The sequence below is a fragment of the Nostoc sp. EspVER01 genome (assembly GCF_034530635.1).
Classification (GTDB): domain Bacteria; phylum Cyanobacteriota; class Cyanobacteriia; order Cyanobacteriales; family Nostocaceae; genus Nostoc.
In genome coordinates this window covers 299031-326029 of the sequence record NZ_JAVRCS010000001.1, presented here as the reverse complement: position 1 = coordinate 326029, position 26999 = coordinate 299031, and the positions used below count along the sequence as shown (strand labels likewise).

The 26999-nt window shown below is 40.0% G+C and carries 21 protein-coding genes; 12 read left to right on the top strand and 9 right to left on the bottom strand.

The window, feature by feature from the left end; genetic code table 11:
• Window positions 1-147: 147 nt before the first annotated feature.
• A complete protein-coding gene (locus tag RMX69_RS01295; RefSeq protein ID WP_322636228.1) occupies window positions 148-303 on the bottom strand; it encodes a hypothetical protein in 156 nt (51 codons plus the stop codon).
• Window positions 304-1560, bottom strand: coding sequence for a glycosyltransferase (locus tag RMX69_RS01290; RefSeq protein ID WP_322636346.1), 1257 nt, complete (start codon window positions 1558-1560; stop codon window positions 304-306).
• A gap of 175 nt (window positions 1561-1735) precedes the next feature.
• On the opposite strand from RMX69_RS01290, the gene shc reads away from it, so the two are divergent.
• On the top strand, window positions 1736-3652 hold the full coding sequence (shc, locus tag RMX69_RS01285) for a squalene--hopene cyclase (protein ID WP_322636227.1): 1917 nt from the start codon (window positions 1736-1738) through the stop codon (window positions 3650-3652).
• A 566-nt stretch (window positions 3653-4218) separates the two neighbouring features.
• On the opposite strand, the gene RMX69_RS01280 is transcribed toward shc, so the two are convergent.
• Window positions 4219-4665 (bottom strand): TOBE domain-containing protein, encoded by a 447-nt coding sequence (locus RMX69_RS01280; protein ID WP_289799755.1) that lies wholly within the window; start codon window positions 4663-4665, stop codon window positions 4219-4221.
• A 375-nt stretch (window positions 4666-5040) separates the two neighbouring features.
• On the opposite strand from RMX69_RS01280, the gene RMX69_RS01275 reads away from it, so the two are divergent.
• On the top strand, window positions 5041-5838 hold the full coding sequence (locus RMX69_RS01275; RefSeq protein ID WP_322636225.1) for a hypothetical protein: 798 nt from the start codon (window positions 5041-5043) through the stop codon (window positions 5836-5838).
• A 428-nt stretch (window positions 5839-6266) separates the two neighbouring features.
• Here the strand turns inward: RMX69_RS01275 and RMX69_RS01270 are convergent, their stop codons facing one another.
• Both RMX69_RS01270 and RMX69_RS01265 read right to left on the bottom strand, forming a co-directional pair.
• Entirely contained in the window at window positions 6267-6926 is a 660-nt protein-coding gene (locus tag RMX69_RS01270; protein WP_289800133.1) for a sugar transferase, read from the bottom strand.
• Between the two features lie 464 nt (window positions 6927-7390).
• Complete coding sequence (locus RMX69_RS01265; protein WP_322636224.1) at window positions 7391-8206, bottom strand: WecB/TagA/CpsF family glycosyltransferase; 816 nt, start codon at window positions 8204-8206, stop codon at window positions 7391-7393.
• 993 nt (window positions 8207-9199) lie between these two features.
• Here RMX69_RS01265 and RMX69_RS01260 point away from each other — a divergent pair.
• Complete coding sequence (locus RMX69_RS01260) at window positions 9200-9493, top strand: hypothetical protein (RefSeq protein WP_289799758.1); 294 nt, start codon at window positions 9200-9202, stop codon at window positions 9491-9493.
• A 2-nt stretch (window positions 9494-9495) separates the two neighbouring features.
• On the opposite strand, the gene RMX69_RS01255 is transcribed toward RMX69_RS01260, so the two are convergent.
• From RMX69_RS01255 to RMX69_RS01245, 3 genes are all read right to left on the bottom strand, one after another.
• Window positions 9496-10176, bottom strand: coding sequence for a response regulator (locus tag RMX69_RS01255; protein ID WP_289799759.1), 681 nt, complete (start codon window positions 10174-10176; stop codon window positions 9496-9498).
• Window positions 10166-11581 (bottom strand): ATP-binding protein, encoded by a 1416-nt coding sequence (locus tag RMX69_RS01250; RefSeq protein ID WP_322636223.1) that lies wholly within the window; start codon window positions 11579-11581, stop codon window positions 10166-10168. The genes RMX69_RS01255 and RMX69_RS01250 overlap by 11 nt, the downstream gene beginning before the upstream one ends.
• A 420-nt stretch (window positions 11582-12001) precedes the next feature.
• Window positions 12002-14140: a hypothetical protein gene (locus tag RMX69_RS01245; protein ID WP_322636221.1), complete on the bottom strand. Its 2139-nt coding sequence runs from the start codon at window positions 14138-14140 to the stop codon at window positions 12002-12004.
• A 307-nt stretch (window positions 14141-14447) separates the two neighbouring features.
• On the opposite strand from RMX69_RS01245, the gene RMX69_RS01240 reads away from it, so the two are divergent.
• From RMX69_RS01240 to RMX69_RS01205, 8 genes are all read left to right on the top strand, one after another.
• Window positions 14448-15896, top strand: coding sequence for a GumC family protein (locus tag RMX69_RS01240; RefSeq protein WP_289799762.1), 1449 nt, complete (start codon window positions 14448-14450; stop codon window positions 15894-15896).
• Window positions 15893-17185: an O-antigen ligase family protein gene (locus RMX69_RS01235; RefSeq protein ID WP_322636220.1), complete on the top strand. Its 1293-nt coding sequence runs from the start codon at window positions 15893-15895 to the stop codon at window positions 17183-17185. The genes RMX69_RS01240 and RMX69_RS01235 overlap by 4 nt, the downstream gene beginning before the upstream one ends.
• 47 nt (window positions 17186-17232) lie before the next feature.
• Window positions 17233-18504 carry a lipopolysaccharide biosynthesis protein gene (locus tag RMX69_RS01230; RefSeq protein WP_322636219.1) on the top strand — a complete coding sequence of 424 codons (1272 nt, stop codon included), beginning with the start codon at window positions 17233-17235 and terminating at the stop codon, window positions 18502-18504.
• Window positions 18505-18627: 123 nt separating this feature from the next.
• Complete coding sequence (locus RMX69_RS01225; RefSeq protein ID WP_322636218.1) at window positions 18628-19692, top strand: polysaccharide pyruvyl transferase family protein; 1065 nt, start codon at window positions 18628-18630, stop codon at window positions 19690-19692.
• Between the two features lie 66 nt (window positions 19693-19758).
• Window positions 19759-20727, top strand: a complete 969-nt coding sequence (locus tag RMX69_RS01220) for a glycosyltransferase family 2 protein (protein WP_322636217.1) — start codon at window positions 19759-19761, stop codon at window positions 20725-20727.
• 69 nt (window positions 20728-20796) lie between these two features.
• Window positions 20797-21786 (top strand): glycosyltransferase family 2 protein, encoded by a 990-nt coding sequence (locus RMX69_RS01215; protein ID WP_322636216.1) that lies wholly within the window; start codon window positions 20797-20799, stop codon window positions 21784-21786.
• 713 nt (window positions 21787-22499) lie between these two features.
• Window positions 22500-23522 carry a glycosyltransferase family 2 protein gene (locus RMX69_RS01210; RefSeq protein WP_289799768.1) on the top strand — a complete coding sequence of 341 codons (1023 nt, stop codon included), beginning with the start codon at window positions 22500-22502 and terminating at the stop codon, window positions 23520-23522.
• Window positions 23523-23650: 128 nt separating this feature from the next.
• Window positions 23651-24700 (top strand): glycosyltransferase family 2 protein, encoded by a 1050-nt coding sequence (locus tag RMX69_RS01205; RefSeq protein WP_289799769.1) that lies wholly within the window; start codon window positions 23651-23653, stop codon window positions 24698-24700.
• 30 nt (window positions 24701-24730) lie between these two features.
• On the opposite strand, the gene RMX69_RS01200 is transcribed toward RMX69_RS01205, so the two are convergent.
• On the bottom strand, window positions 24731-25285 hold the full coding sequence (locus tag RMX69_RS01200; protein ID WP_322636215.1) for a 1,2-dihydroxy-3-keto-5-methylthiopentene dioxygenase: 555 nt from the start codon (window positions 25283-25285) through the stop codon (window positions 24731-24733).
• 224 nt (window positions 25286-25509) lie between these two features.
• Here RMX69_RS01200 and RMX69_RS01195 point away from each other — a divergent pair, with 224 nt between their 5' ends.
• The gene (locus tag RMX69_RS01195) at window positions 25510-26955 is read left to right on the top strand and encodes a deoxyribodipyrimidine photo-lyase, 8-HDF type (RefSeq protein ID WP_322636214.1); all 1446 of its coding nucleotides are present in this window, start codon (window positions 25510-25512) and stop codon (window positions 26953-26955) included.
• Window positions 26956-26999: the final 44 nt, after the last annotated feature.

Sequence of the window (26999 nt, the reverse complement as noted above, 5' to 3'; positions counted from 1 at the left end):
AGGACAAATCAATGACGAAATATAAAGCGGGCGATCTAAAAAAAATCTACGTACTGCTAAATCTTGAAGTGTGATGCCTGTATCAAAACAAAGGCATTTGATGCAGAGGTTAATTTGAAAGCTATAATTAGGATACAACGCATATTTTTAAAAGTGCAAAATCCCAACAAAAGTATATATTTCATTATTTTGAAAACCCCAAAAATCCTCTGCCAAAAGAGGAACACCATTAGGCATATCTGTTGGTTCACGCTTGTCTTCATTGGCTTCGATAATAGCTTGAATTGCTAACTTGTATCCCAACTATAAATTATCTGGGTTGGGATAAACTCTTCCTTTCCAAGCGCCACCGCGCCCTTGCCAGTGACGGAGTGCTGAGTCTAGAGTCATCAGGGTATAGAGAAAAGCGATCGCAGGTAAACTAAAAGCGAACCAGGGAGAACATTTATAAAAGCGGATCGTCGGGTAGTAAGCGAAAGTCATTAACAGCCATCCTAATATACCTGTAAGTGCGATCGCCCAATTGCTCCAAACTGCACCCAGAATCACACACACAGGTGGAACTAGATAAATCACAGGCATTCCTACCAAAGTTCCCAATAGTAGTAATGGAGAATAATTCAATTGGGTATAAGCACTACGAGCAACCATATCCCAAATCGTCGCCAGCGAGTCATAAGGGCGCAAACTACGAGTTAAGCTACTCAAACCTAGCCAGATACGCCCTTGGCTGGGGATTAGGGAGTGGGGATTGGGTTTAGTAGTTCCCCTTGTCCCTTTGTCCCCTTGTCCCCTTGTCTTCTCCACTCCCCCACTCTTCTTAACAGCCATCGCCAGAGCGCAATCGTCGATTAAAGCTTGACGAATGACTTGAATACCGCCGATTCGCTCTAAAGCTTCACGGGCGATCAGAATAGATCCCCCAGCGGCGGCGGCTATGGGATTGTTGGGATTATTCACCAAACGAAAAGGATAAAGTTTTTGGAAGAAAAAGACGAAAGCTGGAATCAAAAGTTTTTCCCAAAAGCTTTCACACCTGAGTCGCACCATTACCGAAACCATATCTAAATCTTCCTGCACAGCTTTCGCAACGAGTCGGCGGAGATTACCGGGATCGTGTTCGATATCTGCATCGGTTAGCAAAAAATAATCGGGTGCAAATAAACTTGCGCTCTTTATACCTTGCTCGACCGCCCAAAGTTTACCCGACCAACCAGGAGGTAGTGAAGCGCCAGAAATAATATGCAATTGCTGAGGTTTCCCAACAGCGTGTGCAACTCCTTCGGCAAAATTTGCTGTCCGGTCTGTGCTGCGATCGTCTACCAAAAACACGTTGAAAGAACCAGGATAATCTTGAAGTAGGAGCGATCGCAAGCTGGTTGGTATTAACTCAGCTTCATTACGCGCTGGAACTACAGCACAAACCACAGGTAAAGATTCTAGCTGAGTTTCTGTAGCCTCTAATTGCTGGTCTGTCCGCCAAAACTGTCCCCAAAAACACAGTAATCCTAACCAAATTGTCAAGGATAAGAGCATCAATCCTAATACAATTACATCCATGACTGTCGCTTTGCTCCAATTCAAAATTCAAAATTCAAAATTCAAAAAAAAGAATGACCTATTGCAAATTTTCAGTGACTCAGACACAATACTATCTCTACTGATAGAGGAAAAAAATTTTACTTGAGTGCCGGATTCAAAACTAGTTTTGGGTGTTGAGGTTAAATAGTTTTTGATGCAAACACAAGACAGGGTAAAAGTCAATCAAGTCGCAACAGCGATCGCAGCTAGCCAAGAATATCTGCTTTCAATTCAAAATCCGGCAGGTTATTGGTGGGCAGAGTTAGAATCTAATGTCACCATCACTGCTGAAGTCGTTCTCCTGCATAAGATTTGGGGAACAGACCAAACCAGACCTTTACACAAAGTTGAAGCATATTTGCGTCAAGAGCAACGGCAGCATGGCGGCTGGGAACTTTTCTACGGTGATGGCGGAGAACTTAGTACCTCGGTTGAAGCCTACATGGCTCTAAGATTGCTAGGCGTACCAGCAACCGATCCGGCGATGATTCGGGCGCAAGCTTTTATTCTCCAACGCGGTGGAATCAGCAAAACTCGGATTTTTACCAAGTTGCACTTAGCTTTGATTGGCTGCTACAACTGGCGCGGTATTCCCTCGCTACCACCTTGGATAATGCTGTTGCCAAAAGCTTTTCCTGTCAATATCTACGAGATGTCTAGCTGGGCACGTTCCAGTACTGTACCGTTGCTGATTGTATGCGATCGCAAACCTGTTTATCTCACCGACTCAGCTATCAACCTAGATGAACTTTACGCTGAAGGTATTGATCGAGTCCAGTGGGAATTGCCTCAAAGTGGTGATTGGACAGATTTATTCCTCACCCTCGATCAAGGATTCAAGTTGGCAGAAAGCCTTAATTTAGTACCCTTTCGTCAAGAAGGCATCAAAGCCGCCGAAAAATGGATTTTAGAGCGCCAAGAAGCTACAGGCGATTGGGGCGGCATTATTCCAGCGATGCTGAATTCAATGCTAGCTTTGCGGTGTCTGGATTATGACCGAAACGATCCCATTGTGGAACGAGGTTTGCAAGCAATTGATAACTTTGCCATTGAAACCGAGGATAGCTACCGGGTACAGCCTTGTGTTTCACCTGTTTGGGATACGGCTTGGGCAATGCGTGCTTTAGTAGAATCTGGCTTTGCACCTGATCATCCAGCTGTCGTCAAGGCTGGAGAATGGTTATTACAAAAACAAATTTTAGATTACGGAGATTGGGCTGTAAAAAATCGCCAGGGAAAACCAGGGGCTTGGGCGTTTGAGTTTGAAAATCGCTTTTATCCCGATGTAGACGACTCGGCTGTAGTGGTGATGGCGCTACATTTGGCGAAACTCCCGAATGAAAAAATCAAGCAAGCTGCGATCGCTCGTGCCTTAAACTGGATTGCATCTATGCAATGTAAACCAGGTGGTTGGGCTGCTTTTGATTTGGATAACGATCAAGATTGGCTTAACTCAATTCCCTATGGCGATTTGAAAGCGATGATCGATCCAAACACCGCAGATGTTACGGCTAGAGTACTAGAAATGCTGGGTGCTTGTGATTTGTCAATTGATAGTGATAATTTAGAGCGATCGCTTACTTATCTTCTACGCGAACAAGAAACTGAAGGCTGTTGGTTTGGTCGTTGGGGTGTAAATTATATCTACGGCACCAGTGGCGTTTTGTCAGCCTTAGCGTTAATCGATCCTCAAAGGCATAAAAAAAGTATAGAACGAGGAGCAGCTTGGTTAGTTGGATGCCAAAATCCAGATGGTGGTTGGGGCGAGACTTGCCGCAGCTACGACGATCCTAGTCTCAAAGGCAAAGGAAATAGTACTGCATCTCAAACTGCTTGGGCTTTAATTGGCCTTTTGGCAGCAGGTGAAGCAACAGGTAAATTAGCTCTTGATGCGATCGAGCGAGGAATTGGCTATCTGGTGGGAACTCAACAGCCAGATGGTACTTGGTTTGAGGCGGACTTTACAGGTACTGGCTTCCCTTGCCATTTTTATCTTAAGTATCATATGTATCAACAATACTTTCCTTTAATCGCACTAGGTCGCTATCAAACAGCGATTAAAGAAGGTTAATATTCGTTTTCAGTAAGGTAGCACACCTATGCTACCTTATCGTGTATTCCATTTATACGAAAACAGCTATTATATCATGTCCGCTTGGTTACTTATTAAACCTCAAGAACCCCACCCCGCCAAAGCTATGCTTTGTCTCCCCTCCCGAAAAGCCTACCGTGTACACACAAGTCTTGTCGCAGCCATATCTTTATTAATAAATCTCGCACTGCGTTCCCATCCCGCCTCGGAATAAATTCCGAGTCTCATAGCCCAAGTCCACTTAAGTGGACTAAATTGATTATTCAGTCCACTGAAGTGGACTTCAGCTATTAGCCCTGAACTTTAGTTCTGGGCGGGATATCGGTAAGTATGACAGCTTAACTCTGACATCTGACAAAAATGTGGGTAAAAGAGTTGAAACGTATGTGGAAAGCACTTGTGTGTACACCGTAGCCCCGCACGCGGGGAGTGGGGTGCAATGACTGTGGAAATCATAACTAATTACCCGGACATGATATTACATAAGCGATCGCATCAAATATATTTACTCAAGTAAAGAAAGTTTATGCTCTTAATATTTAATTCTATTCTCTAGCAATGACAATATCGTTAGATTTAATAACCGCATAAGCTTCTTTTCCCTCAGATAATTCCAACTCTTCTGCGGAAGCTCTGGTGATAATGGAAGTTAATTCTACTTTGTGAATAATCTCCAGAGTAACCTCACTATTAACTGCTCCAAAAACAACTCGTTTAACCACACCTTTAAGAATATTGCGAGAGCTAACTTTTAGTGATTTCTTGTGAATACTACTTTCTATGTCAGGCTTTTGAGTGTAATAGATATCTTCCTGTTTTTCTTGCTGAGTTGCTGGTGATATTGGTGTTGATGACTGCTGAGTGAGACTACGCACGAGTTCCCGCAGAATCTCAGTCTTGGTGCGTTGAGACTGTTCGCAGAACTCCTCTAGAATCTTCCGCTCATCCTCTGAAGTTTGAAATGTAACCCATCCTTGTTCTTTTCTTGGCATAATAATATTATCAATTTTGGTTATCTTGGTAAAATTCTACCAAGTGTCAATTCGATACGTCGTTTTAGTAATAACATTTTTTTGTCGGTATTTTCGGCATTTTTATCGCAAACTAATCAACTATTCTCATATAGTTAACTACATATATATTTATTTTTTTGTAGATGCGAAATATTTTGTTACTTGAAATTGTCTAAATTATCACTAAAATGATACCAACTAAGATGGTATAACATTGGTCTATGGTATTTGTTGGGATAGCTACGCTTACGCAAGGATAATCTAACAGAAAATTCCACTGGCGACGCCGAATAGCCCGTCGCAGACATCGCGTGAGTGCCGTAGGATTATTTAACGTGAGTTCACAGCCGGGGGATGAAACACCTAAAATCACGTTCTCAAGACCTGCGGAGTTTATTTGAGAACAATATCACCATTGAATACGTGGCAGAACCCCTAAAAGCTATGCCAGCTGATGCGGAGGCGAAAGAAGTGTTGCATTGGATGCAAGCACAAAATTTTGATGTTATCGGCGTTGAGACGGGAGATATTATTAGTGGTTATGTAGAACGCTCTAGTTTGATCCCAGGCAAAAAAGGTAAATGTAGCGACTATCAACGGGTGTTTCATCCCAAAGAACTAATTGCCATTTCCACCCCACTGATCAAGTTGCTACCCATTTTGCAACAAACTCCGCGATTGTTTGTCTTAGATTGTAATCAAGTAAGTGGTATTGTTACCTGTGGTGATTTGCAGAAAGCACCCGTGCGAATGCTACTCTTTGGCTTAGTAACCCTGCTAGAAATGAATTTGCTGCGGCTGGTGCGGATTTACTATCCTCAAGATTCTTGGCAACAAGTCCTTAAACCTGAGCGCTTAGAAGTTGCTCAACGACTGTGGCGAGAGAGTCAGGAAAGAAACGAAGCCACCGATTTGTTAGATTATCTGCAATTCTGTGATAAGCGAGAGTTGATTTTAAATCAACCAGAACTTCTCCAGCAACTAGGATTAAAATCAAAACGGTTTGGTGAACGTTTCCTCAAGTCTGCTGAACAGTTGCGAAACCGATTAGCTCACGCCCAAAATTTAGTTAGTGGTTCCTCTTGGACAGAGTTGATTTCTCTAGCAGAAGCGATGGAAAAGCTGTTAATTCATTGTGAGGAAGTTGAGTAAAGATAAATTATCACCAAGACGCGATAAATCGCCGTCTCTACAAAAGAATGATTATTGTAGGGACGGCGATTCATAGCTTAACTTAATTTTGAATAAAGTCGATCTTAAAGGATATTTGAAAAGTTCTGTTGTCGATATTAAAAGTTTTAGCTCCCTCTAAATCCCTGTTTTAAAGGGGATCTTTGATTCCAGTTAGCCCCTTTTTAAGGTGGGTTAGTGGGGATATAAAAGTGGCTAAAGTCACTACAAAAAAACTTTTCAAACAACCTCTTAAATCCTCTAATTGAGTCAGAGACAATACTTCAATTTGCGATGTCTAGGACGGGCAACTCTTGGAGACACACTTGCGTTTGCCTACATAATTTTAGAGCAACTATTGCAAGCTTATTTTTGAGTAAACTTATAACTGTTTTTCTGTCAACTGTAGGTTAGCAAGCACCGCTCTTATTTGACACAACTTTTAAAGTTTTCAAGATAAGACTCATATCATAAACGATAGACCACTTACGTTGGTAGTCTAAGTCCATGTGAACAATATCTTCAAAATCTTTAATACTGGAGCGACCATGAGCCTGCCATTCACCTGTCATACCCGGCTTGACATTCAAACGTTCCCAGTGGTGGTTTGAGTAGTGTATCACTTCATTAGGAGTAGGAGGGCGGGTACCGACTAGACTCATTTCTCCCAGCAGTACGTTCCAAAACTGAGGAAGTTCATCTAGGCTAGTGCGGCGGAGAAACTTTCCTACACAGGTAATGCGGGGATCATTCTCATTTTTGAATATCTGATCGCTTTGAGCTTCATTCTTAACTAGATGCTTAAGTTGGTCAGCTCCAACTGACATCGAACGGAATTTCCAAATTCGGAAGTGACGCCCATTCAAACCACAGCGAATTTGACTGTAAAATATAGAACCTGGGCTATCTAACTTAATAGCGATCGCAATAGGAATTACTAAGAATACTGTAATCGATAGCCCAATCACAGCACCCAAGATGTCAATCATTCGCTTGGCTTTACTGATGACAGAGGGATGAACTGGAACTTTAACTTTAGGAAGAGTATGGGTATTATCTAGAACTTGCATATCAAAACGATGAGAAGTAAAGGTATTAGACATAAATAATTACAGGTTTAGTAGGTAAAGTTTATGAACTCGATAATATGTACATTTACTTATTTCAGTAACCTGTAAAAGCGGGAATAAAACTTTTTAATCGGTTAAGCAAGTAAATATGTCACCAGTCAATCTGTTCTTTAAGATATTTGCAATGACGGTAGCGATCAATACTTCATGTTTAAGCATTCAACATCGTTACAACGGCGTCATAATTCTCATAAATTTCAAACACTGAATCCATCTGAGTTAGTTCCAAGATCATCCGAACAGGTGCTTGCAAATTTCAAATTAACGAACGACAGGTACTTGAACGTGTAGACGAAACCCCCTTAAGTAAAGCGGTTAAGCCTAAACTATCTATAAAATCTACTTTGACTAGATGAATCACCTAAAGAGTAGTGTTACAAGCAACTTTTAATCACTGTTGGTGATTAAAAGTTCAAATCGTTTTCAAATCCAGACTTATTTCGTGCAGCTAATGTGATTTGGCTACTTTGTTCTTCACTTTGGCGTCGAGCAAACGCGTAGGTTAGTACTAAACGTAAAAAGATCAAGTTGCCTAGAAGATAGCGCTGCCAAAGTCGAGTCGGTTCCATTGCCAGTCGCCACAGCCACTCCATACCAACAGAGCGAATTGGATAGGGGGCACGGGCCACACGTTCAGCCATAAAATCGAACAGACCACCCACACCCATACAAGTGATACGAGGCAATTGGCTAGCATATTGGTTAATCCAAATTTCCTGTAGGGGTACGCCCATCGCCACTAACAGCAGGTGCGGGCGGGCTATCCGAATACCCTCTAATACTTGCTGCGTTTGTGATTCAGGAAAATAACCGTGCTGAGTTCCAGCAATTATCAATCCAGAATATGCTTTCTTGAGGTTAGCTGCCGCTTCTTCAGCGACACCCGGCTTACCACCTAAAAAATAGACTGATAAACCTTTTGCTGCCCCTTCTTTGCACAAAGCCGGAACTAAATCAGTGCCATTGAGATTATGCACCAATGGTGTACCCAATAAAGCACTACCCCAACGAACTCCGCTCCCATCTGCCAACAACAAATCACTCTGTTCTAACGCCTTTGCCAATGCTGGGTTTTTGGCAGCAGTTACCATAGTGTGGGCGTTAGCATAATACACTCGACCACCCTGCCGCTTCAGCAACTGCGCCAGTAATAGTTCAATCGCCTCGTATAGAGGCATACGATCAAAATCAGTATCGAGAAAACTAACTCGGTCTGCCATATAATTTAATGCTCGCCATCTGGAGTTTCAAAATAGTAGGATTCAGAGCATTGCCCATATTTTCTGCTCACCGGAAATTTACTGACAGTGTTATACATTAATCGACACAAAAAATTGTGGCTGCTGGTAAGTGAGCATTACCTGCAACAAAGCTGAAATCTTTAATCTGTCAGGGCTTTTGAGATACTTAACTTTTTAATGTGTAAGTACCATAAAAGATTTGATTTAAATTGAGAGTTTATTCACAAGGTTGAGTAAAAACCTAGTGAAACCTACGTATACTTTCGTACGCAAATACCGATATAAAATACTATCTGATGGCTACTTAAATTATTTTTTATACAGTATCCTAATGAGGAATAAAATTATCCAGTTAACTATCCGTTTGGCTGTGGCGTACAGATAGTCTAAATTTCATAATAAGGTAATTAGGCACGATAAAACAAACGTATGTTTAATTTTTTCAAACCTATACAATAACCAATTTATAAGCTACTTGGCGAATTTACATTTCTTCACATAGCTTTGTTTTTTAACGCCGATTGACTGACTACACCACATAAAAAACTAAAAAAATCAGAGATTTTGACAACTACGGAAATTAAGATAACAAACAATTAAACAATTATTGCCACGCAGAATTGGTGTTGAACAAATGATATGTTGAGTGAAAATATTTCCAGTAGCGAGTGAGAAGTTTTGTTTATCTCGTCATTTCTATAGTCAGCTAAGAATGGCAGTCTGTGGGCTTGTCAGATTGCAATTTAATTGCTTATGCTCTTTATCTGTTAATGACTTGAGACTGCTTGGGAAAAAATCAATCTTTATTCTTTCTATCTTTCAACTGATGATTTAGCTCAACTTCTTCGCCCAAAGCCTTATTGTTACGTCCATTCAAGGCGGTTAAGCCATCGCACTTCCTTTACGATCGCTAAAACCATTTTCTAGTAGGAATTTCCCATTTGCAGAGAAGTCTAAAGATATGAAAAGACTATGAAAAGACACCGAATTATGGTTGTTGGTAGCAACGTCATGACCGTGCAGCGCGTCAGCAGTCATTGCCTAAAACAAAATGCAGAAGTTTTTCCATATTATTGTATTCCCACGCCGGAAGAGATCGCTTTGTTTGAACCTCATGTATTGGTGTTATGTCTACCCATACCTGAGCAATTCCAGCATCAACTACTTCAGCCTTACATTTTGTGGTCAGAACAACTTGTGAATGACATCTCACCACTGGCTACCACTTTGACAGAATTATCTGACTGTTTACATAAATTCCTATAAGCTTAAATCAACCCTTGGCGTACGGCTAAAGCTGCTGCTTGAACGCGATCGTCAACGCTAAGTTTGTTGAGAACCATACGTACATAAGACTTGACGGTTCCAAGTGAGAGGTAGAGTTGGTTTGCAATCTGCTGGTTTGAGCGTCCTTGTGCAATAAGTTTAAGAATTTCGCGTTCGCGATTACTGAGAATAGGTTGCGCTACTACCTGAGATACAGGAGCATCGGGAGTGACAGCGGTTGACCTAAGCATCCGAGCAACTTTTTGAGCGATTAGAGGATCTAAATAAGCACCACCTTGAAGTATCAATTGAATAACAGCGATGAGCTGTTCCCATTCAATGGTTTTAAGACAGTAACCATCAGCACCAGCTGCAAGCATCCCCATGACCTGGATATCGTCGTCGAAGGCACTTAAGGCTAGAACACAAGTAGTCAAGCAGTTACTTTTTATGTGCTGGGTGGCTGTAATCCCATCCATAACTGGTAGATCGATATCCATTAAAACTACATCTGGTTGGAGTTGACTAGCTAATTCAACAGCCTCTCCACCGTCTAATGCCTCTCCAACTATACTAAAACCAGGTTCTAGGCTAAATTGCCCTTTCATCCCTCGGCGGATTAAAGCGTGATCGTCAACTAATAGAACCCGCACAGTTTTCTCTTTGTCAATATTAGGTATCATTATTACTACATCTGTTTATATTCTGTTCATCGTTGCAATCAAGTTTATTTATGGCACTTGGGAGAGTAAACCAGAAAGTACTTCCCTTTCCAAGAGAACTTTCTACACCAATGTTTCCTCCGTGAGCCTCAATAATTTGACGACATAAGTACAGACCAAGCCCACTTCTGCCACGATGCCCTCGTCCTTGAATAAAGCGGTGGAATAGCTTTTCCTGAGCTTGCTGTGCAATTCCTGAACCGTAATCACGCACCGAAACCCGCACTTGCTCTTCTCCATCAGGCGTTATCTCAATCAGAATTTCCCCGTTAGGCTTACTTACTCGCACAGCGTTATCAAGTAAGTTTTGTAGAACCCTTTGAATTTCTAGTTCATCACCATAGACAGTTGGCAACAATTGAGAAGTTTTACAAATGAAGGCTAACTCACGTGTAGATGTTGCTTTTATTTGACTAATTACTTTAATTAAAATCTTTTCCCAATTCAGGCGATCGCACATTAAACAAGCGCTGCGTGCTTCATAACGGGAGATATCTAAAAGGAGTTCCACAAGCTTAAGCAGATCCTCATTAGCTTCATGGTACTCTTGAAAAACTTCCTTCCAAGTGTCATTTACTGAACCAAAAGCTCCTTTGAGCATACAATCTAAAGTGTTACGAGTGGCAAGTAAAGGAATACGTAGGTCGTGGGAAAGTGCAGATATCATGTCTTCAAGCTGTTGGTTACGCACCTCAATACTTTGTTGACGATGACGAGTCTTATCTGCGATCGCGTTAAGAACTCCAGCTAGTTGCCCGATCTCGTCTATAGAAGAATGGGAGAGTTGCACTTCCATTTGTCCCGCTTGCCAAAGTTTGCAAACTTGGGTCAATTTGCTTAATGGAAGTTTGACTCGCCAATGCAACAACTGGAGATTTAAAATTGCTCCTAACAAAATGATTAATGTGCTGAAAATATTGCTCGCAGTGTTAATATTATTCAAATACTGTACGCGATTTTTGCGAACCCTCAAAAGCATTTCTTCGTGCTGAATGAGTTTCCCAATCTCGTTGTGCAAGGAATCAAATAAAGTGCTTTTTGTTAGAGCAGAGCTGCTCACAGAACCAGAAAGCGTTTTTTGCTTCAACTCCCTTTGCCACTGGTTATAGATATATCTAATTTTATTGAGTTGTTTTATTTGATTGGGGTTGTCTTGTACGAGATTGTACAGATGGTTGAAGCTGTTGTGAAAGCTGGGCCTCTTCTGACGATCATCTATAAGATTAGTTTGTCCCTGAGTGGAATTTTCTAGAAAACCTTTTTCTTGATTATCGATCACAGCATTGAGTAGACGTTCTCCTTCTCGCCCTACGAGTAAAGCATGAGTTACCCGATCGTATACTTCATGATTTAGGTGTGCTATCAAGAGGTTGAAGACTTGCTGTCCGAATAAACACAACACTAGCAGTAAAATACTAGTATGCAGAGGGTTTAAAAAATTACCTTTCCTAGATGAATGAATTAAGAAAGGTATCAAGCTAATAGCTATCACTACCTAATATCTCTACCACCTTAATTAAAGTTACCTAGAATACTACTTAAAACCCGTATATTGCAGCATCGCAAAAGCTTTGCTGATGTTAAGCTGTCATTTCATAAGCGTTAACTATACATATACTACATATCTCTATACCTCATACTAACAACCTAATTGTATTAAATAACGTCGCAAAAATCATACTACTATGTTTTTTACAAAAATTAACATAGAGTACAAAAATTAATAATCTTTTAGCTTTGTGGTTTTCTTCCAGGTGATGTCAGTTGTACAAACAAGAGTATTTTTTTACAGGCTACCTCGATATATTCCTCTACCGTTAGTGCCAATAAAGACTAGTCCGAATTTCTGCCAGCTAGCCTCCATTACATTCGGCTCATTGCCCATAGGTTGGTGTAAAAAGGCGATATTTATCCATGTTTTTCCTTTGTCGAGAGAGCGAAATACTCCTTGGTTCATACCAGCAATTTCCCCATACAAATACAGTGCAGGAATTTTGCTTCCATTCCGTGCCTTTCCAAGAGCGAATAAATAAGCTTTCTTCACTTTCGGAATATGGGCAAAGTTCACACCACCATTTGTTGAGCGATAAAGTCCGTGAGAGTTAAGACTGAGCCAGACTTCGCCATTAACCCCCGGAACTGTTTTGAGCATAGACCAACTTTCTGAAGGCAATGATGAGTTTACAATCCTAAAGGATGCGCCTCCATTCTTACTACGGTATAAATTGCCACGACTGTAATAGTAAAAAGTGTTGCCATCTAATGTGTCAGCTACTAATGGTTGACCCCAGTACCACGGGCCTTTAGGGCCTTTGGGTAATCCTGATACTTCGCTCCAAGAAAATCCGCCATTGGTTGTGCGAATCGGCTGTCCTCGATGAACAATTACGACAAATAGATTTGGATTTGTAGCTGACATGGCTACACGCAACGGTATTGTGTTCTTCGGAAACGAGGAAAATTTTTTCCATGTCAGTCCCCCATCTTTCGAAGTTGCTCCCGTATAAATATTGTTCCATCGATTACCACCAACACGTACCATTTGTGAAGGATTGCTTTCGCTATAAGCAAGGCCATAGGTATCCTGAAACCGAGGACTATTTTTGCCACCAAACTGCGTAGATGGGTAGACATCTAGCCCATTGCTGTGGTTAAATCCATCCGTATCAGCAACACCGCTCAACAATTTAGAGCCACTTCGAGGCGAAGCTAGGGCGAAGCTAACTAACTGCTCATGTCCTTTTGCATAGTTCGACCAAACAGATGGCTCTGCGTTGATGTTGTCTGTCCGCCATATTCCATACCAGTCTGTTAACCATAACCGTCCAGGAGTTTTTGGGTCAAACTCAATAGCTGAGGTTGCGGAGGCAAAATACCACTCAGGCCACCAGGGCACTTGAGGTTTCAAGTTATGCTTTTTCTGTTGCCATGTAGCTCCACCATTAGTAGATTGAAATATTACACGATTGTTTGTTGTGGAAACATACTGGTCATAAACAATTAAAAGGTGATTGGGATTCTTTGGATCTACAGCAATGGCATTAAATGTAGTTTTCGCGTTACTTGGTGTGATATTGCTCCAAACACTGTTTGCATACTTGCTGACACCTGACGTATGCGTGACATACAGAACTCTGCCCTTTGCGAAAGCCATTCGATTCACGTGTGATGGGCTTCCTGGTATTTTGCTCCAGGTAATACCTGCATCAGTGGATTTATATATGCCATCTCCATAGGCATTAGCATAGACTAGTCCATACACATTTTTGTTAAATACAATACCTGCAATTCCAATATTTGCTTCCGACTTGTTGGGAAAGGAGCTAACCTTGCCCCATGTTGTACCACCATCTGAAGACCTCCATAGCCCATTCAATCGCGAGCCAAATAAAATAACATTGGAATTAAAGGGATTCACGGCTAGCCTTTCTCCTAGCCAACGTTTAGTTTCATTGCCGCCCATTGGCAAGTCTATTTTCAGCTTATTCCAGGTTTTACCGCGATCGCTCGATTTAAAAATTGTTCCTAATCCACTCCAACTGGCAGTATATTTCCCTGCTGCGATGTATACAATATCTGGGTTATTTGGGTCAGGTGCTAAGGCTTCTCCCCCGTAGTAATTGCTGTGTTGCAAGCTAAACATATCTGTTAGCGGAATCCATTTGTAGTCTTTTGAATTCCAACGATAAAAGCCACCCATATCAGTTCTGATATAGACTAAATTTCGCTCTCGTGGATGCAAATAAATGCCTGTAACATAACCACCTCCTCCAATCGATACATTAGCCCAGTGATAGCCTGATGTAGTACTCCAACTAGATTTAAGGGGTGTAAATTTGACGACAATAGCCAGCGTAAGTATAGCAATACAAATTGTTTGCGCTAGCAGCCTCCAAAAACGGCGATCGCTCATTGCTATTTTCATAAGATTTGCAAGTATTTACTTCACTTTACAAGAGGTAAATTAAAGCAAAGTAAATCAGGTACAGCTAGGTGGATATCTAGGTGGATAAATTTATTGAACCCTAAAGGATGCTGTCTGTATTGAGACAATATTGACCATCAGGCAGTTTTGTCATTGCTGTTTAAGAAGGAAACTGACTTAATAAGAATTATTAATAAATATTTAAGCAACGATGTAGTACGATCCTGTAAGTTTACTTAGGCGAATCGCAAAACCCCACCTAGATTTTGTAATTCCGCAGCCAGTTCCCGACTTTAGAGGATTTTTAATGGCCAATCATACAGAAATCTCTGCGGGTTACCCTAGCAGTTTGAGAAAATTAGTAACGAAACAAGGATGTTGGCAGCGTTACTTACTTCTAGGTCTAGCTACCAACATAGCATTTTGGACTTCAACTTTTCTTTATTTAAAGCTTACGCCACCGACCTATACTAGTTCTTCAGCTATTAATCTGCCAGGAGCATGGTCAAATGCCAATATTAATTTACCAAACATTGGCTATGCTAATTATGAAAATGTGTCTCCATACGCTGCTCTTGCTTCTCAAGATCCCAGAGAAATTTATAAATTTATTGCTGAAAGCGACCCTATATTAAAAGCGGCAGCGGATCAGCTTAATATGTCTTTAGAAGAGTTTGGCAAACCTCGGCTCAAGCTAATAATTAATACTTCCATGATGAGCATTGACTTTGAAGGCGCTAGTCCCCAGGAAGCTCGAAATAAATCTTTAGCTTTTTATAAAGCCTTACAAGCAAGACTCAACATACTACGAAATCAAGAAGCTGTTCAAAGAGATATAGGTTATCAAACTTCCCTGATTTCTTCGCAAAACAAATTAGCACTTGCTCATAAGCGCCTTGCCGATTACAAAGCACGTTCGGGTTTGAACTCTGAAGATCAAATTAAGGATCTGACAACCAACATTGAACAGCTACGTAGACAACGAGCTGAAATAATCGGTCAACAGCAACAGGCTAGTACTCGTCTGGCACAATTATCGAATAATTTAAAACTATCTGCTGGACAAGCTACAGATGCTTTTACTCTTCAAACAGACCAGATATTTCAACAGAACTTAAAAAATTATAGTGATGCTACCGCTTCTGTAGTTGTTTTAGAATCCAAATTTTTGCCTAACCATCCAACATTAATTGCAGAGCAAGCGAAAAGAGACGCTGCTCAAGAAGCCCTGCTAGTTCGAGGTCAGTCTCTTTTAGGGCGAAAATTCACTTTGGCAGTTCTAAAGCAGTTAAGCCTTAGTAGCAATAACTCTGGTAACAGCGTTCCTCGAGACGCTCTTTCCCAAGAACTAGTTATAGTTCAGGCAAACCAAAAAGGATTCACCGCTCAAGCTCAAGCAATAGAACAACAGATTAACCAGCTTGAGAGTAGGCTCAAAAATTTAACACAGTTGCAGACCACCTTGGATTCGCTGAAACGAAATGCGCAAATTGCAGAAGCGGTATTTTCCTCCAATTTGACCAGACTAGATATTGGCAAGTCGAATACCTTTGGTTCTTATCCACTGATTCAACTTGTTATACAGCCTACATTACCTGAGAAACCGACTTCACCAAAAGATAAATTGGTTTTACTCGGTTCAACTTTCGGCTCCCTTTTCGTATCCCTTGGGCTGGTGTTACTTTGGTGGCGCGAACGTAAAAATTTAATATCTGATAAGACTGTGAGTACAGAGAGGAAGAGAATGGAACAATGAAACCTCAAAACTTTGAAGAAAGTCTTGTTTGGTATTGGATAATTAGTACCTATGTATTTTATTTTCTTGGGATTTTATATCCTGTAAATTTCGTACTAGCCTGGATACTGTTTTTTTACCTATGTAAGCGGCTTTGGAACCAAACAGCGCGCACTAGTATTGACAAAAAAATCAAAATTTATTGGATGCATTGGGTTTGGATTGTCTCTATTCTGGTCATAGCGATCGCTACCATTTTAGGCTGTATAACTTATGATGTAGGTACAAATCAAACTCTTAGGTCGTTAATTAATTGGTTTACAGATTGGGCTTTGCTAGCACTATTTCCATTAAGCGGCTGTCTCAATATTCGACCACAAATAATCTATAGAGCCGTCTGTATCTTATGCCTCCAAAGTTTGATTTTAATTCCCCTTTTTTATCTAGCTTGGATATTACAGTTGCCTGCACACCTATATTCTTCTCCAATTGAAAGATTAATACAGAATGGTGAGCTTTTTTACAATGTAAATCTCTATGGTAGTGATTACGGTACGAATAATGTCCGCCTATTTCTATTCGCACCTTGGGCACCTGCGCTAGGTCTTATTGGAAACATCTACTTTTTCCTTGCTCTTGAAGAACCTAACAAGAAGTGGCGCTGGATTGGTATAGTCAGCTCTCTAGCTATGAGTATAGTATCTGTTTCTCGCTTATCTTTTATAGCTTTACCAATAGTTTTCACATCAGTTTTATTGCTGACAAAAATTACTAAACCTACTACGCAAATTGCGCTCGGATTTGTTAGCTTTTTAGCAGGTATTTTTAGCACGGCAGTTGTTAGTGCTATTAAGGATACTAAAGAAGCATTTTATAATGCTAGACCGGACTCTTCACGAGTGCATGAAGCTTTAGGTGTAATTGCCTTAGAGAAATGGAAAGAAGCTCCTATATGGGGTCACGGTTTTCGAGAAGCACCAGGGCCTAAAGTGTTAGCAGAAATGCCTATCGGCTCTCACCATACTTGGTTTGGCCTCTTGTTTGTTAAAGGGATAGTTGGCTTCATTGCTTTTTTAGTACCAATCTTATTGAGTTTTATAGTTTTGCTGATTAAAGCACAGAAAAGCACAACTGCTAGGGGAGCATTGTATTTTCTTGTTACTCTATTACTTTTTACATTTAATGATAGCCAAGAGGCTTTAGGTTATTTATACTATCCCGGTTTAATCATCATGGGAATTGCATTTAAAGAAGAAGTGCAGCTTCCTAAATCTTCTCTTAATAAGAAGCCGGAAGCTGCTTATACTTAAATTTTAACTTGATAAAAAATATCTAATTGTCTCTTAAGGATGCCCTCATGTTAATCAAAAAGCTCAGGCAAAAAGTATCTAGTCAATATGTGCGTAATATTGGTTGGATGGGGGGAGCAGAGTTAGTAAATCGTGTGTTCCGATTGGGAACAACAGTTACTTTATCTCAACTGTTAAATCCTTACGATTATGGATTGATAGCAATCGTTTTGACTACCAATGAATTTGCAACTGTTTTTACCTTAAGAGCGGGAATTGGATCTAAGATTGTTCAGGCAGCAGAGAAGGATCTGAAAATTATTTGTCAGACATCTTACTGCCTTAATTGGATACTATGTGGAGTAATGTTTATTCTTCAGTGTCTTGCCGCTTTACCAGTTGCTTTGTTTTATAGTAATAACCAAGTTATCTTACCTATCTGCGTTATGGCATTAGTCTACTTAATGCTGCCAATCTTTGCAGTTCAATCTGCCTTAATCCAGCGAGAGAACCGCCTGAAAATTACAGCATTATGCAATGCCACGCAGTCGATTCTAATCAATATTCTCACTATAGCTTTAGCCCTATTAGGGATGGGAATGTGGGCTGTTGTTATACCTATTGTTATTACGACTCCAGTATGGATTGTTATCAATCTGATGAATCATCCTTGGCGTCCTACCATGTCGTTTAGCTTTAATAAGTGGCAGGAAGTTGTTAGTTATGCTAGAAATATTCTTGGCGTTGAGTTACTAAATAAACTCAGAGCTAATCTTGATTACCTGATCATTGGACGTTTTTTAGGAGTCCAGGCGCTAGGAATTTACTATTTCGCTTTCAATGCTGGGTTAGGAATCAGCATGAATGTCATAAATACAATGACTTGGTCTTTATACCCCCATCTTTGTGCGGCTAGGGGAAACGTTAAGGAGTTTCAAGAACGTTATTTTAGTAGCCTCAAAACATTTGCCTTAATTGTATTTCCATTAGTTTTGCTACAGTCAAGTCTAGCTCCATTTTATGTCCCAATTGTTTTTGGTCAAAAGTGGGTAACAGCAATTCCAATATTGATAGTTATCTGTTTATCAGCGCTACCACGCCCATTTGCAGATGGTGCTTCTATGTTGCTTAACTCTGTAGATAAAAGTCACATTAATCTTTATTGGAACCTAATTTTTACTACGATTTTTACAATTTCATTACTAGTAGCTGTGAAATGGGGAATTTTTTGGGTAGCGGTTGCGGTGCTAATGACTCATCTATTAGCGTTACCTCTTTACAGCATTTGGGCTAGCAAATATGTTTTATCTAGAACTCAATCTTTATCAATCGCAAAATAAAAATTAAATAGCTCTCAGGATTTAGTTAAAGCTAAGTAAAAACTTGGCTTTTTATGTAAATAGCTGCTTCTAGCTACGCTCATTCATTGAAAAATAACGAATAACAACGAGGAACTAAAATTAATGGTTACTACCCAACCGGAACAGCTGAAAGAACTTCTGCATAAATCACTAGGGAAACTAGAGACATTTCAAGAGTGTGCATTACTAGACTATCCTGACTATCCTAATATTGGCGATCACCTTATTGGGTTAGGTACTGTACTTTATTTAATCAATGTGCAAAAAACAAAAATTAAATATACTGCCAGTCCTAACAACTTTTCTAGCCAAGTAATGGAAGAAAGAATTGGAAAATCTCCTATTCTACTGCAAGGAGGAGGGAATTTAGGCGATCTTTGGACTGCTCATCAAAAATTTCGTGAACAGATTATTTCCAAATACCGGGATCAACCAATAATTATCCTACCACAAAGTATTTATTTTGTTGAGCCAACCAATTTAATCGAAGCAGCAAATGTATTCAACTCACATCCTAATTTGACTTTGTTTGTCCGTGATGACTACAGCTATGAACTTGCTCTGAAATATTTCTACAATTGTCAGGTAATTAAAGCACCTGATATGGCTTTTGAAATGGTCAACTTACCTGGTCTATTATCGAGAAATAAGCGCAGCAACTCTATTTTGTATCATTATAGAAATGACAAAGAGTTGAATCCAAATAATTCTCAGACTTCTATTGATCTCCCTAACTTAGTTGTAGAAGATTGGACTTCTTTCAAATATGACACAACTGAACGCATGGAGCGCATTCGGGAAGGCTTGCAAAAAGGTACAGTGATTCCTGGTGAGTGGATATACCGACACCTTTGGAAATACTTCCATCATTATTCTTTTGGATTTAATAACTTATATAACTCCTCAATGCATCTTAAATCCTTAAGTTATATGCATCATGGAATGTATCAATTCAAGCAGCATCGTCTAATTATTACAAACCGCTTGCATGGACATATTCTCTGCATTCTTATGGGTATTCCTCATGTCTTTCTACCTAATGCTTACCATAAAAATGAGGCATTTTATCAAGCTTGGACTTACTCAATTCCCTTTTGCAGATTTGTAAAAGAACCTTCACAAATTCAGGTGGCTGCACAAGAATTATTGGAACTATTCCCAAACTAACTGGTTTATGCTCTCCCTACACTAGGACTTACAAAAATCCTTCTACTTTCCATCTGGTTAAACTCTATGACAACTATATCCGTTATTATTCCCGCTTACAATGCTGAACGCACTATTTTAGAAACGATAAAATCCGTTCTTCAACAAACCTTTTCTGATTTTGAGCTAATTGTTATTAATGATGGCTCAACCGATCGGACTTTAGAACTATTGAAGACTATTGAAGACTCTCGTCTCAAGATTTTTTCATACAGCAATGCTGGTCTATCAGTAGCTCGTAATCGTGGTATTTCTCATGCCACTGGAGAGTTTATGGCATTTCTCGATGCCGATGATTTATGGACACCTGATAAATTAGAGCTACAACTAGCAGCATTGCAAAAACATCCAGAGGCAGGACTTGCTTATAGCTGGACTCTGAACATGAGTGAAACAGCAGAGATTTTTCACCCTGGTCATAATGTAGTCTATGAAGGTAAGGTGTATGACAAATTATTACTCAGTAACTTTATTTCCAATGGTTCTAATCCTTTAATTCGTAAACAAGCAATTGAATCTGCTGGAGAATTCGACCCAACACTTTCTTCTGTGGAAGATTGGGATTATTGGTTTCGTGTAGCACAGCACTGGGATTTTGCAGTAGTTCCCAAACCTCAAATTCTCTATCGTCACTCTTCAAAATCTATGTCAACTAAAGTTGATAAAATGGAGAAATATTTGCTTCTTGTCTTGGAGAGAGGCTTTCAAGCAGCACCGCCAGAGTTACAAAATCTTAAAAATCAAAGCCTAGCAAATATCTATCAATATTTAACGGGCATGGAACTGGCTCATGTAACTAATAGAGAACAGGTTAAGCAAGCTGGTCGTAAATTGTGGAAGACGGTTTCTTTATATCCTCAGATTTTGCGAGAAAGATTAACTCAGCGTTATTTAATGAAATGGCTAGTAATGCAAGTCCTTTCTCCTCGAATTGCTAAGTACTTGACTCGACCTTTTTCTTTGGCTAGGTCTGTTGCGGTTCCAAGGCTGCAATAGAGGCTGTTATTAAAAAGCAACCTTTTGATACTAATTCGCTAGTAAAATTTAGCAACTTATTAAAATCACATGCCAACTATATCTGTCATTATTCCCGCTTATAATTCTGAGCGCACAATTGTCGATACAATTGTCTCAGTACAACAACAAACTTTTTCTGATTTTGAAATAATTGTGATCAATGATGGTTCAACAGACGGAACTATTAAGCTACTGGATGAGTTGAAAGATAGTCGTATACAAGTCTTTTCCTATGAGAATGGGGGTTTATCAGTAGCTCGTAACCGTGGTATGTCTCATGCCAAGGGAGATTTTATAGCCTTTCTTGATGCTGACGATTTATGGACAGCCGATAAGCTAGAACTTCAGTTAGAAGCTTTGCAGAAAAATCCAGAGGCAGGTGTTGCTTATAGCTGGACTTATTTTATGGATGAACAAACTGGAAATTGCCATATGGATCGGCCGATCTTTTTCCAAGGTAAGGTTTTGGCGAATTTATTAACCTGGAACTTTATTGCTAGTGGTTCAAATCCCTTAATCCGTAAGCAAGCGATTGAATCTGTAGGAGAGTTTGAACCTTCAGTATCAGGAGCAGCAGATTGGGATTATTGGCTACGTTTAGCTGCAAAATGGTCGTTTGCTGTAGTTACTAAACCGCAGATTTTTTATCGTCAATCTTCAAATTCAATGTCCTCTAAAGTTGAATTTATGGAAGACTGTCAGTTCAAAGTTTTGGAGCGAGCTTTTCAATCAGGATCGCCAGAAATTCAAATATTGAAAAATCATAGTTTAGCTTATGTTTACCGATATTCTTGTAGGCTCTGCTTAACAAGAATCACCGGTGATGAAGGAGTTGAAAAAGCAAGTCAAAAATTGAGGAAGGCAATTCAGCTATATCCAAAAATTCTCCTGGAAAAGGAAACTCAAAAGCTAATTATTAAATTGTTGTTGAAAAAAATACTTGTAGAAAATATTTCTGCATACTTACTCAAGATTATTAGTAAAATTCGCGTTACTCATGTTCAAAAATTAAATATTCATGAAAAAAGAATCGGTTGAGGTAAGTTGTAGTACTTGCCACTTGCTAACTCAATGGGATAGTTACTCAGTCTTATTATGGATACAGCACTGACAGCTATTATGCAATACAGACCGCCAGGGAATAGAATTCCCTGTCTAATGGTGCAAGTCCTCTAGAAGAGGACTAGAAAAACTTGGGTTAAAGCACTGACAGCTATTATGCAATACAGTACAGTTTTTCTTTTTGCCCTTTTCTATCATAGCTTTCAGCTTTGAGGATGTACGTCATAGCTGCCGGAAGTGCTGTAATGGTGGAGCGATCGCTTGCTAAGGAAACTCCAAGAAATAAATTATCCAATATTGTGGGGTGGGCAACATGAGCGCCCTATGGACTGGGTTCTCGTGTCGCCCACCCCACAGAAGTTAATTGGATATTTTTTTATTTGGAAATCCCTAAGAATTTCAATCAGACTATCCACACGCAGAATATAATGTATTCTGAAATACAGAAAATTCCATTAAGTAACGAATACCAGGCGGAAATATTTTACATTATCCAGTGAAAAGTTAGGAAGTGGAATTCGTCCTATAACTAGATGGATAGCCAGGTGGATAAATATCTCACATTTTTAGATGCTATCACTAGAAGGTGCGATCGTATCCATCAGATAGTATTCCCATTGCCATATCAAAGATTACTGTACTATCAGTAAAATCTGAGATCAAAACTGAAGCTAAAGTCGGTCTGGAAAATGAAAAAAGTTTCTGTAATTATTCCGGTTTATGGAGTCGAAAAATATATAGCTGCTACTGTACAATCCGTTCTTGAGCAAACCTATACAAATTTCGAGCTTCTAATTATCGACGATGCTTCCTTGGACAGGAGTATAAATATCTGTCAGCAATTTACTGATCCCAGAATTAAAATTATTCGTCAGGCAAATCGAGGAGTATCTGGAGCTAGAAATACTGGTATTCGCCATGCTCAAGGAGAATATTTAGCTTTTTTGGATGGAGATGATCTTTGGTTGCCGGAAAAGTTAGAAAAACAAATCGCTCACTTAGAAAATTCACCAGCAGTCGGTGTTAGCTTCAGTCGTTCTGCTTTTATTGATGAAGCTGGACAAGCTTTAGGTACGTATCAGATGCCCAAGCTTAAAGAAATCACGCCATCTTATTTACTCAGTTGCAATCCGGTTGGTAACGGCTCGGCTGCGGTAATGCGCAGAGAAGTTTTAGAAGATATTAAATTCCAAGATAATCTTTACGGTACTAATGAAGATTGTTATTTTGATGAACGCTTACTCCAATCAGAAGATAACGAATTTTGGATTCGGATTTCCATTAAAAGCAATTGGCAAATAGAGGGCATTCCAGAACCCTTGACCTTGTATCGGGTTAATTCAAAAGGGCTTTCCGCAAATATGCTCAAGCAGTTAGATTTCTGGGAAAAGCTAATTGAAAAGACACGCTCCTACGCTCCAGAAATATTTACTCAAGGGGAAACACTAGCTAGAGCTTACCAGTTGCAGTATTTAGCTCGTAATGCCGTAAGACTACGAGAAGGTTCAATGGCTGTAAAATTAATTAATCGAGCCTTAATAGCTGATTGGCATATTCTTATTGAAAATCCAAAAAGTACAATTTTGACACTGGTAGCAGCTTATTTACTTTTACTCTTACCTCAAAATGTTTACAATAAATTTGAAGCTCTGGTTTCAAATAATATAGTAGGGGCTAACCAAAAACGTCGTATTCTTCAAGAAGATATCTAAAAATAATTAAGAAGTTTTCTATCAATAATTAAAAACTTTCTCTGCCTAAAGCAAATTAGATTTCTTGCTTAGTGCGTAGTAAATTTAATTAGATATTAATTAAAATAAATCAATGGGAATAGTCAACAATGAAGAAAGTTTCTATCATTATTCCGGTTTACAAAGCAGAAAAATATATAGCTGCTACATTGCAATCGGCTCTTGAACAAACTTACGAAAACTTCGAGATTTTAATTATTGATGATGGTACTCCTGATAAGAGTATAGAAATTTGTCAGCAATTTACAGACCCTAGAATTAAAATTATTCGTCAAAAGAATCGGGGTCTACCTGGAGCAAGAAACACTGGTATTCGCCATGCACAGGGAGATTATTTAACTCTTTTAGATGCTGATGACTTATGGTTGCCAGAAAAATTAGAAAAACACGTTAAGCATTTAGATAATTCGCCTAATGTCGGGGTAAGCTTTAGCCGCTCTGCTTTTATTGATGATAATGGCAACCCTTTAGGTATTTATCAAATGCCTCAGATGCAGGGAATAACTCCAGCGATTATCCTTTGCCGCAATCCAGTTAGCAATGGTTCGGTAGCAGTAATTAAAAGAGAAGTTTTTGAAGCTATTGAATTTCAAGATAATCTTTACGGTACAGTTGAAAATTTTTATTTCGATGAGCGATCGCGTCATACTAATGGTGACTCAACAGATGTTGAATGTTGGTTTCGGATGTCTGTTAAGAGCGATCTGGAAATAGAGGGTATTCCTGAAGCTTTGACCTTATATAGGGTAAATTCAGGTGGACTATCAGCAAACTTGCTCAAGCAGTTAGATTCTTGGGAATTGGCAATCTCTAGGGCACGTTTATACGCCCCAGAAATAGTTAATCAATGGGAAACACTGGCTAGAGCTTACCAGTTGCGGTACTTAGCGCGTAGAGCAGTCAGCCTGCAAGATGGTGCAATGGCTGTGAAGTTGGTGAATCGAGCATTAGCAACCAACTGGCATATTCTCTCTAAAGAACCACGCCGTACACTTTTGACCTTGGGAGCAGCTTATTTCCTTCGACTTTTGCCCCAGTTCCTTTACAGTCGAATTGAGACTGTTGCTTTAAAGACTACAGGATATACTCAAAGACAGCGCATTTCACAAGGTTTAGGGGGGAGCAACGCGATTTTGTGAGGTCGCCCAAAGGACGTTTATAAATAAGCTTTAACGCGGCTTTTGGATCGAATCACTCACTTGAGTCCCTGTATAATTGGGAACCCAACCTTCTGCAATTGCAAAATAGCGTATCCCTTTAAAACTCAACGATGCAGTTGGGCTGCACCAATGCTCAACGCCGGGGGGGATATAAAGATAGTCTTGTGCCTGAACTAAAAGCTGTACCTGACTGCCATCAGGTCGCACAAAGCCATAAATCATTTCTCCTGCCAACACATAGAGGGGTTCAGGTGCAGAATGAGTATGGTAACGACTGTAGGTGGCGATCAGATGGTGAAGATTGAACGAACCCGGATGCACATTTAGTAAGTCACACCAGAGAGCGCCATTTTCTTGCTGAAGAAATTCAAAGACGCTGTTATGGAGTTCTACGCAATAACGTTTCTCGGCCTCAGTTAAAACATCCTGGTCTAGCAGATTAGGGAAGAGTATTGATGTTCCTGGGTCGTAGTGTTTGAGTTGAATGCCAAGAGGCGCAAGTTCGCGAGCTATTTCGTCTAAATCGCTCTCAATCGTACCGTCGTCAAGTAGTAGGCTAGCCATGACAAAAAGACTAATTAACTGTTAAGAAGAGTATACTCAATTTTGAGATGAAAAGCCACTATTCCCGATTGAGAAACCGGGGTTTCGTTGACTGTTGATATCCTGCGATCGCAATTTTCATGTAAATTCGTAAGGATCGCAAAAGAATAAATTTATCGCCAGAATGATGCTTATTGGTACCACTAGCATCTAAGCTAGTACGGGTGAACTATATCCAGCATGGAATGTCTGACTTAATTCTGTTTTGGCATCGGCGCGATTTACGCATTTCTGACAATACGGGACTGGCTGCGGCAAAACGGCAAAGTCCGAAGGTAGTGGGCGTGTTTTGCCTAGATCCAAATCTTCTAGAACGGGATGATGTTGCTCCTGTGAGAGTAACTTATATGATTGGCTGTTTGCAGAAACTCCAAGAGCGATATGTTGAAGTTGGTAGCCAGTTGTTAATACTCCACGCCGATCCTGTACAAGTGATACCAGCCTTAGCCGAAGCAATAAATGCCAAAGCTGTTTTTTGGAATTGGGATGTAGAACCTTATTCACAAGAACGCGATCGCACTATTATAAATACCCTCAAAGAAAAAGGCATTGAGTTTCTTAACCAAAACTGGGATCAAATCCTCAACTCCCCAGACGAGATCCGCACGGGTGGTAACAGTCCTTACACGGTTTACACCCCCTTCTGGAAAAATTGGATTACTAAACCGAAGGCTCAACCAGTAGAAACACTGCAAAATGTTGAGGGATTAACGGAAGCCGAACAGGAAATCGCCAAACTTGCAGGAGCCTTGGCACTACCTTCAGCAAAAGATTTAGGATTTATCTGGGATGAACCATTGATTATTTCACCAGGAGAGGCGGCGGCACAAGAACGATTAGAAGAATTTACTAATAAAGCTATTACTGAATATCAAGAACAGCGCAATTTTCCCGCAGTGGACGGTACATCACAACTGAGTGCAGCTTTAAAATTTGGGGTAATTGGCATTCGCACCGTTTGGCAAGCCACGATAGAAGCGCTGGAAAATAGCCGCAGTGAAGAAACAGCAGTTAATATCCGCACATGGCAACAGGAATTAGCTTGGCGGGAGTTTTATCAACATGCAATGTATAACTTCCCGGAATTAGCTGATGGTGCTTTCCGCGACACCTTCAAGAACTTTCCTTGGGAAACTAACGAAGAATACTTCCAAGCTTGGTGTGAGGGGAGAACAGGCTACCCCATTGTGGATGCAGCAATGCGTCAGTTAAACGAAAGCGGCTGGATGCATAACCGCTGTCGGATGATTGTTGCGAGTTTCCTTACTAAAGACTTGCTAATTAATCCCCAATTGGGAGAAAAATACTTTATGCAGCGCCTGATTGATGGTGATTTATCTGCTAATAATGGCGGTTGGCAATGGAGTGCTTCTAGCGGTATGGACCCCAAACCTGTGCGGATTTTCAACCCAGCCAGTCAAACCCAAAAATTCGATCCAGAAGGGGAATATATTCGGCAATGGGTATCGGAATTGCGGTCTGTAGATACAGAATATTTAGTTACTGGGAAAATTCCACCTTTAGAACGTCATGCTGTTGGTTATCCTGATCCCATTGTGGATCATAAAATACAACAACAGCAGTTTAAACAGCGTTATCAACAGCAAAAAAATATTAGTAGTGGTGAGTAAAATTGTTAGTTTTTTAATAGACATTTCCAAAAATTCAACCTACT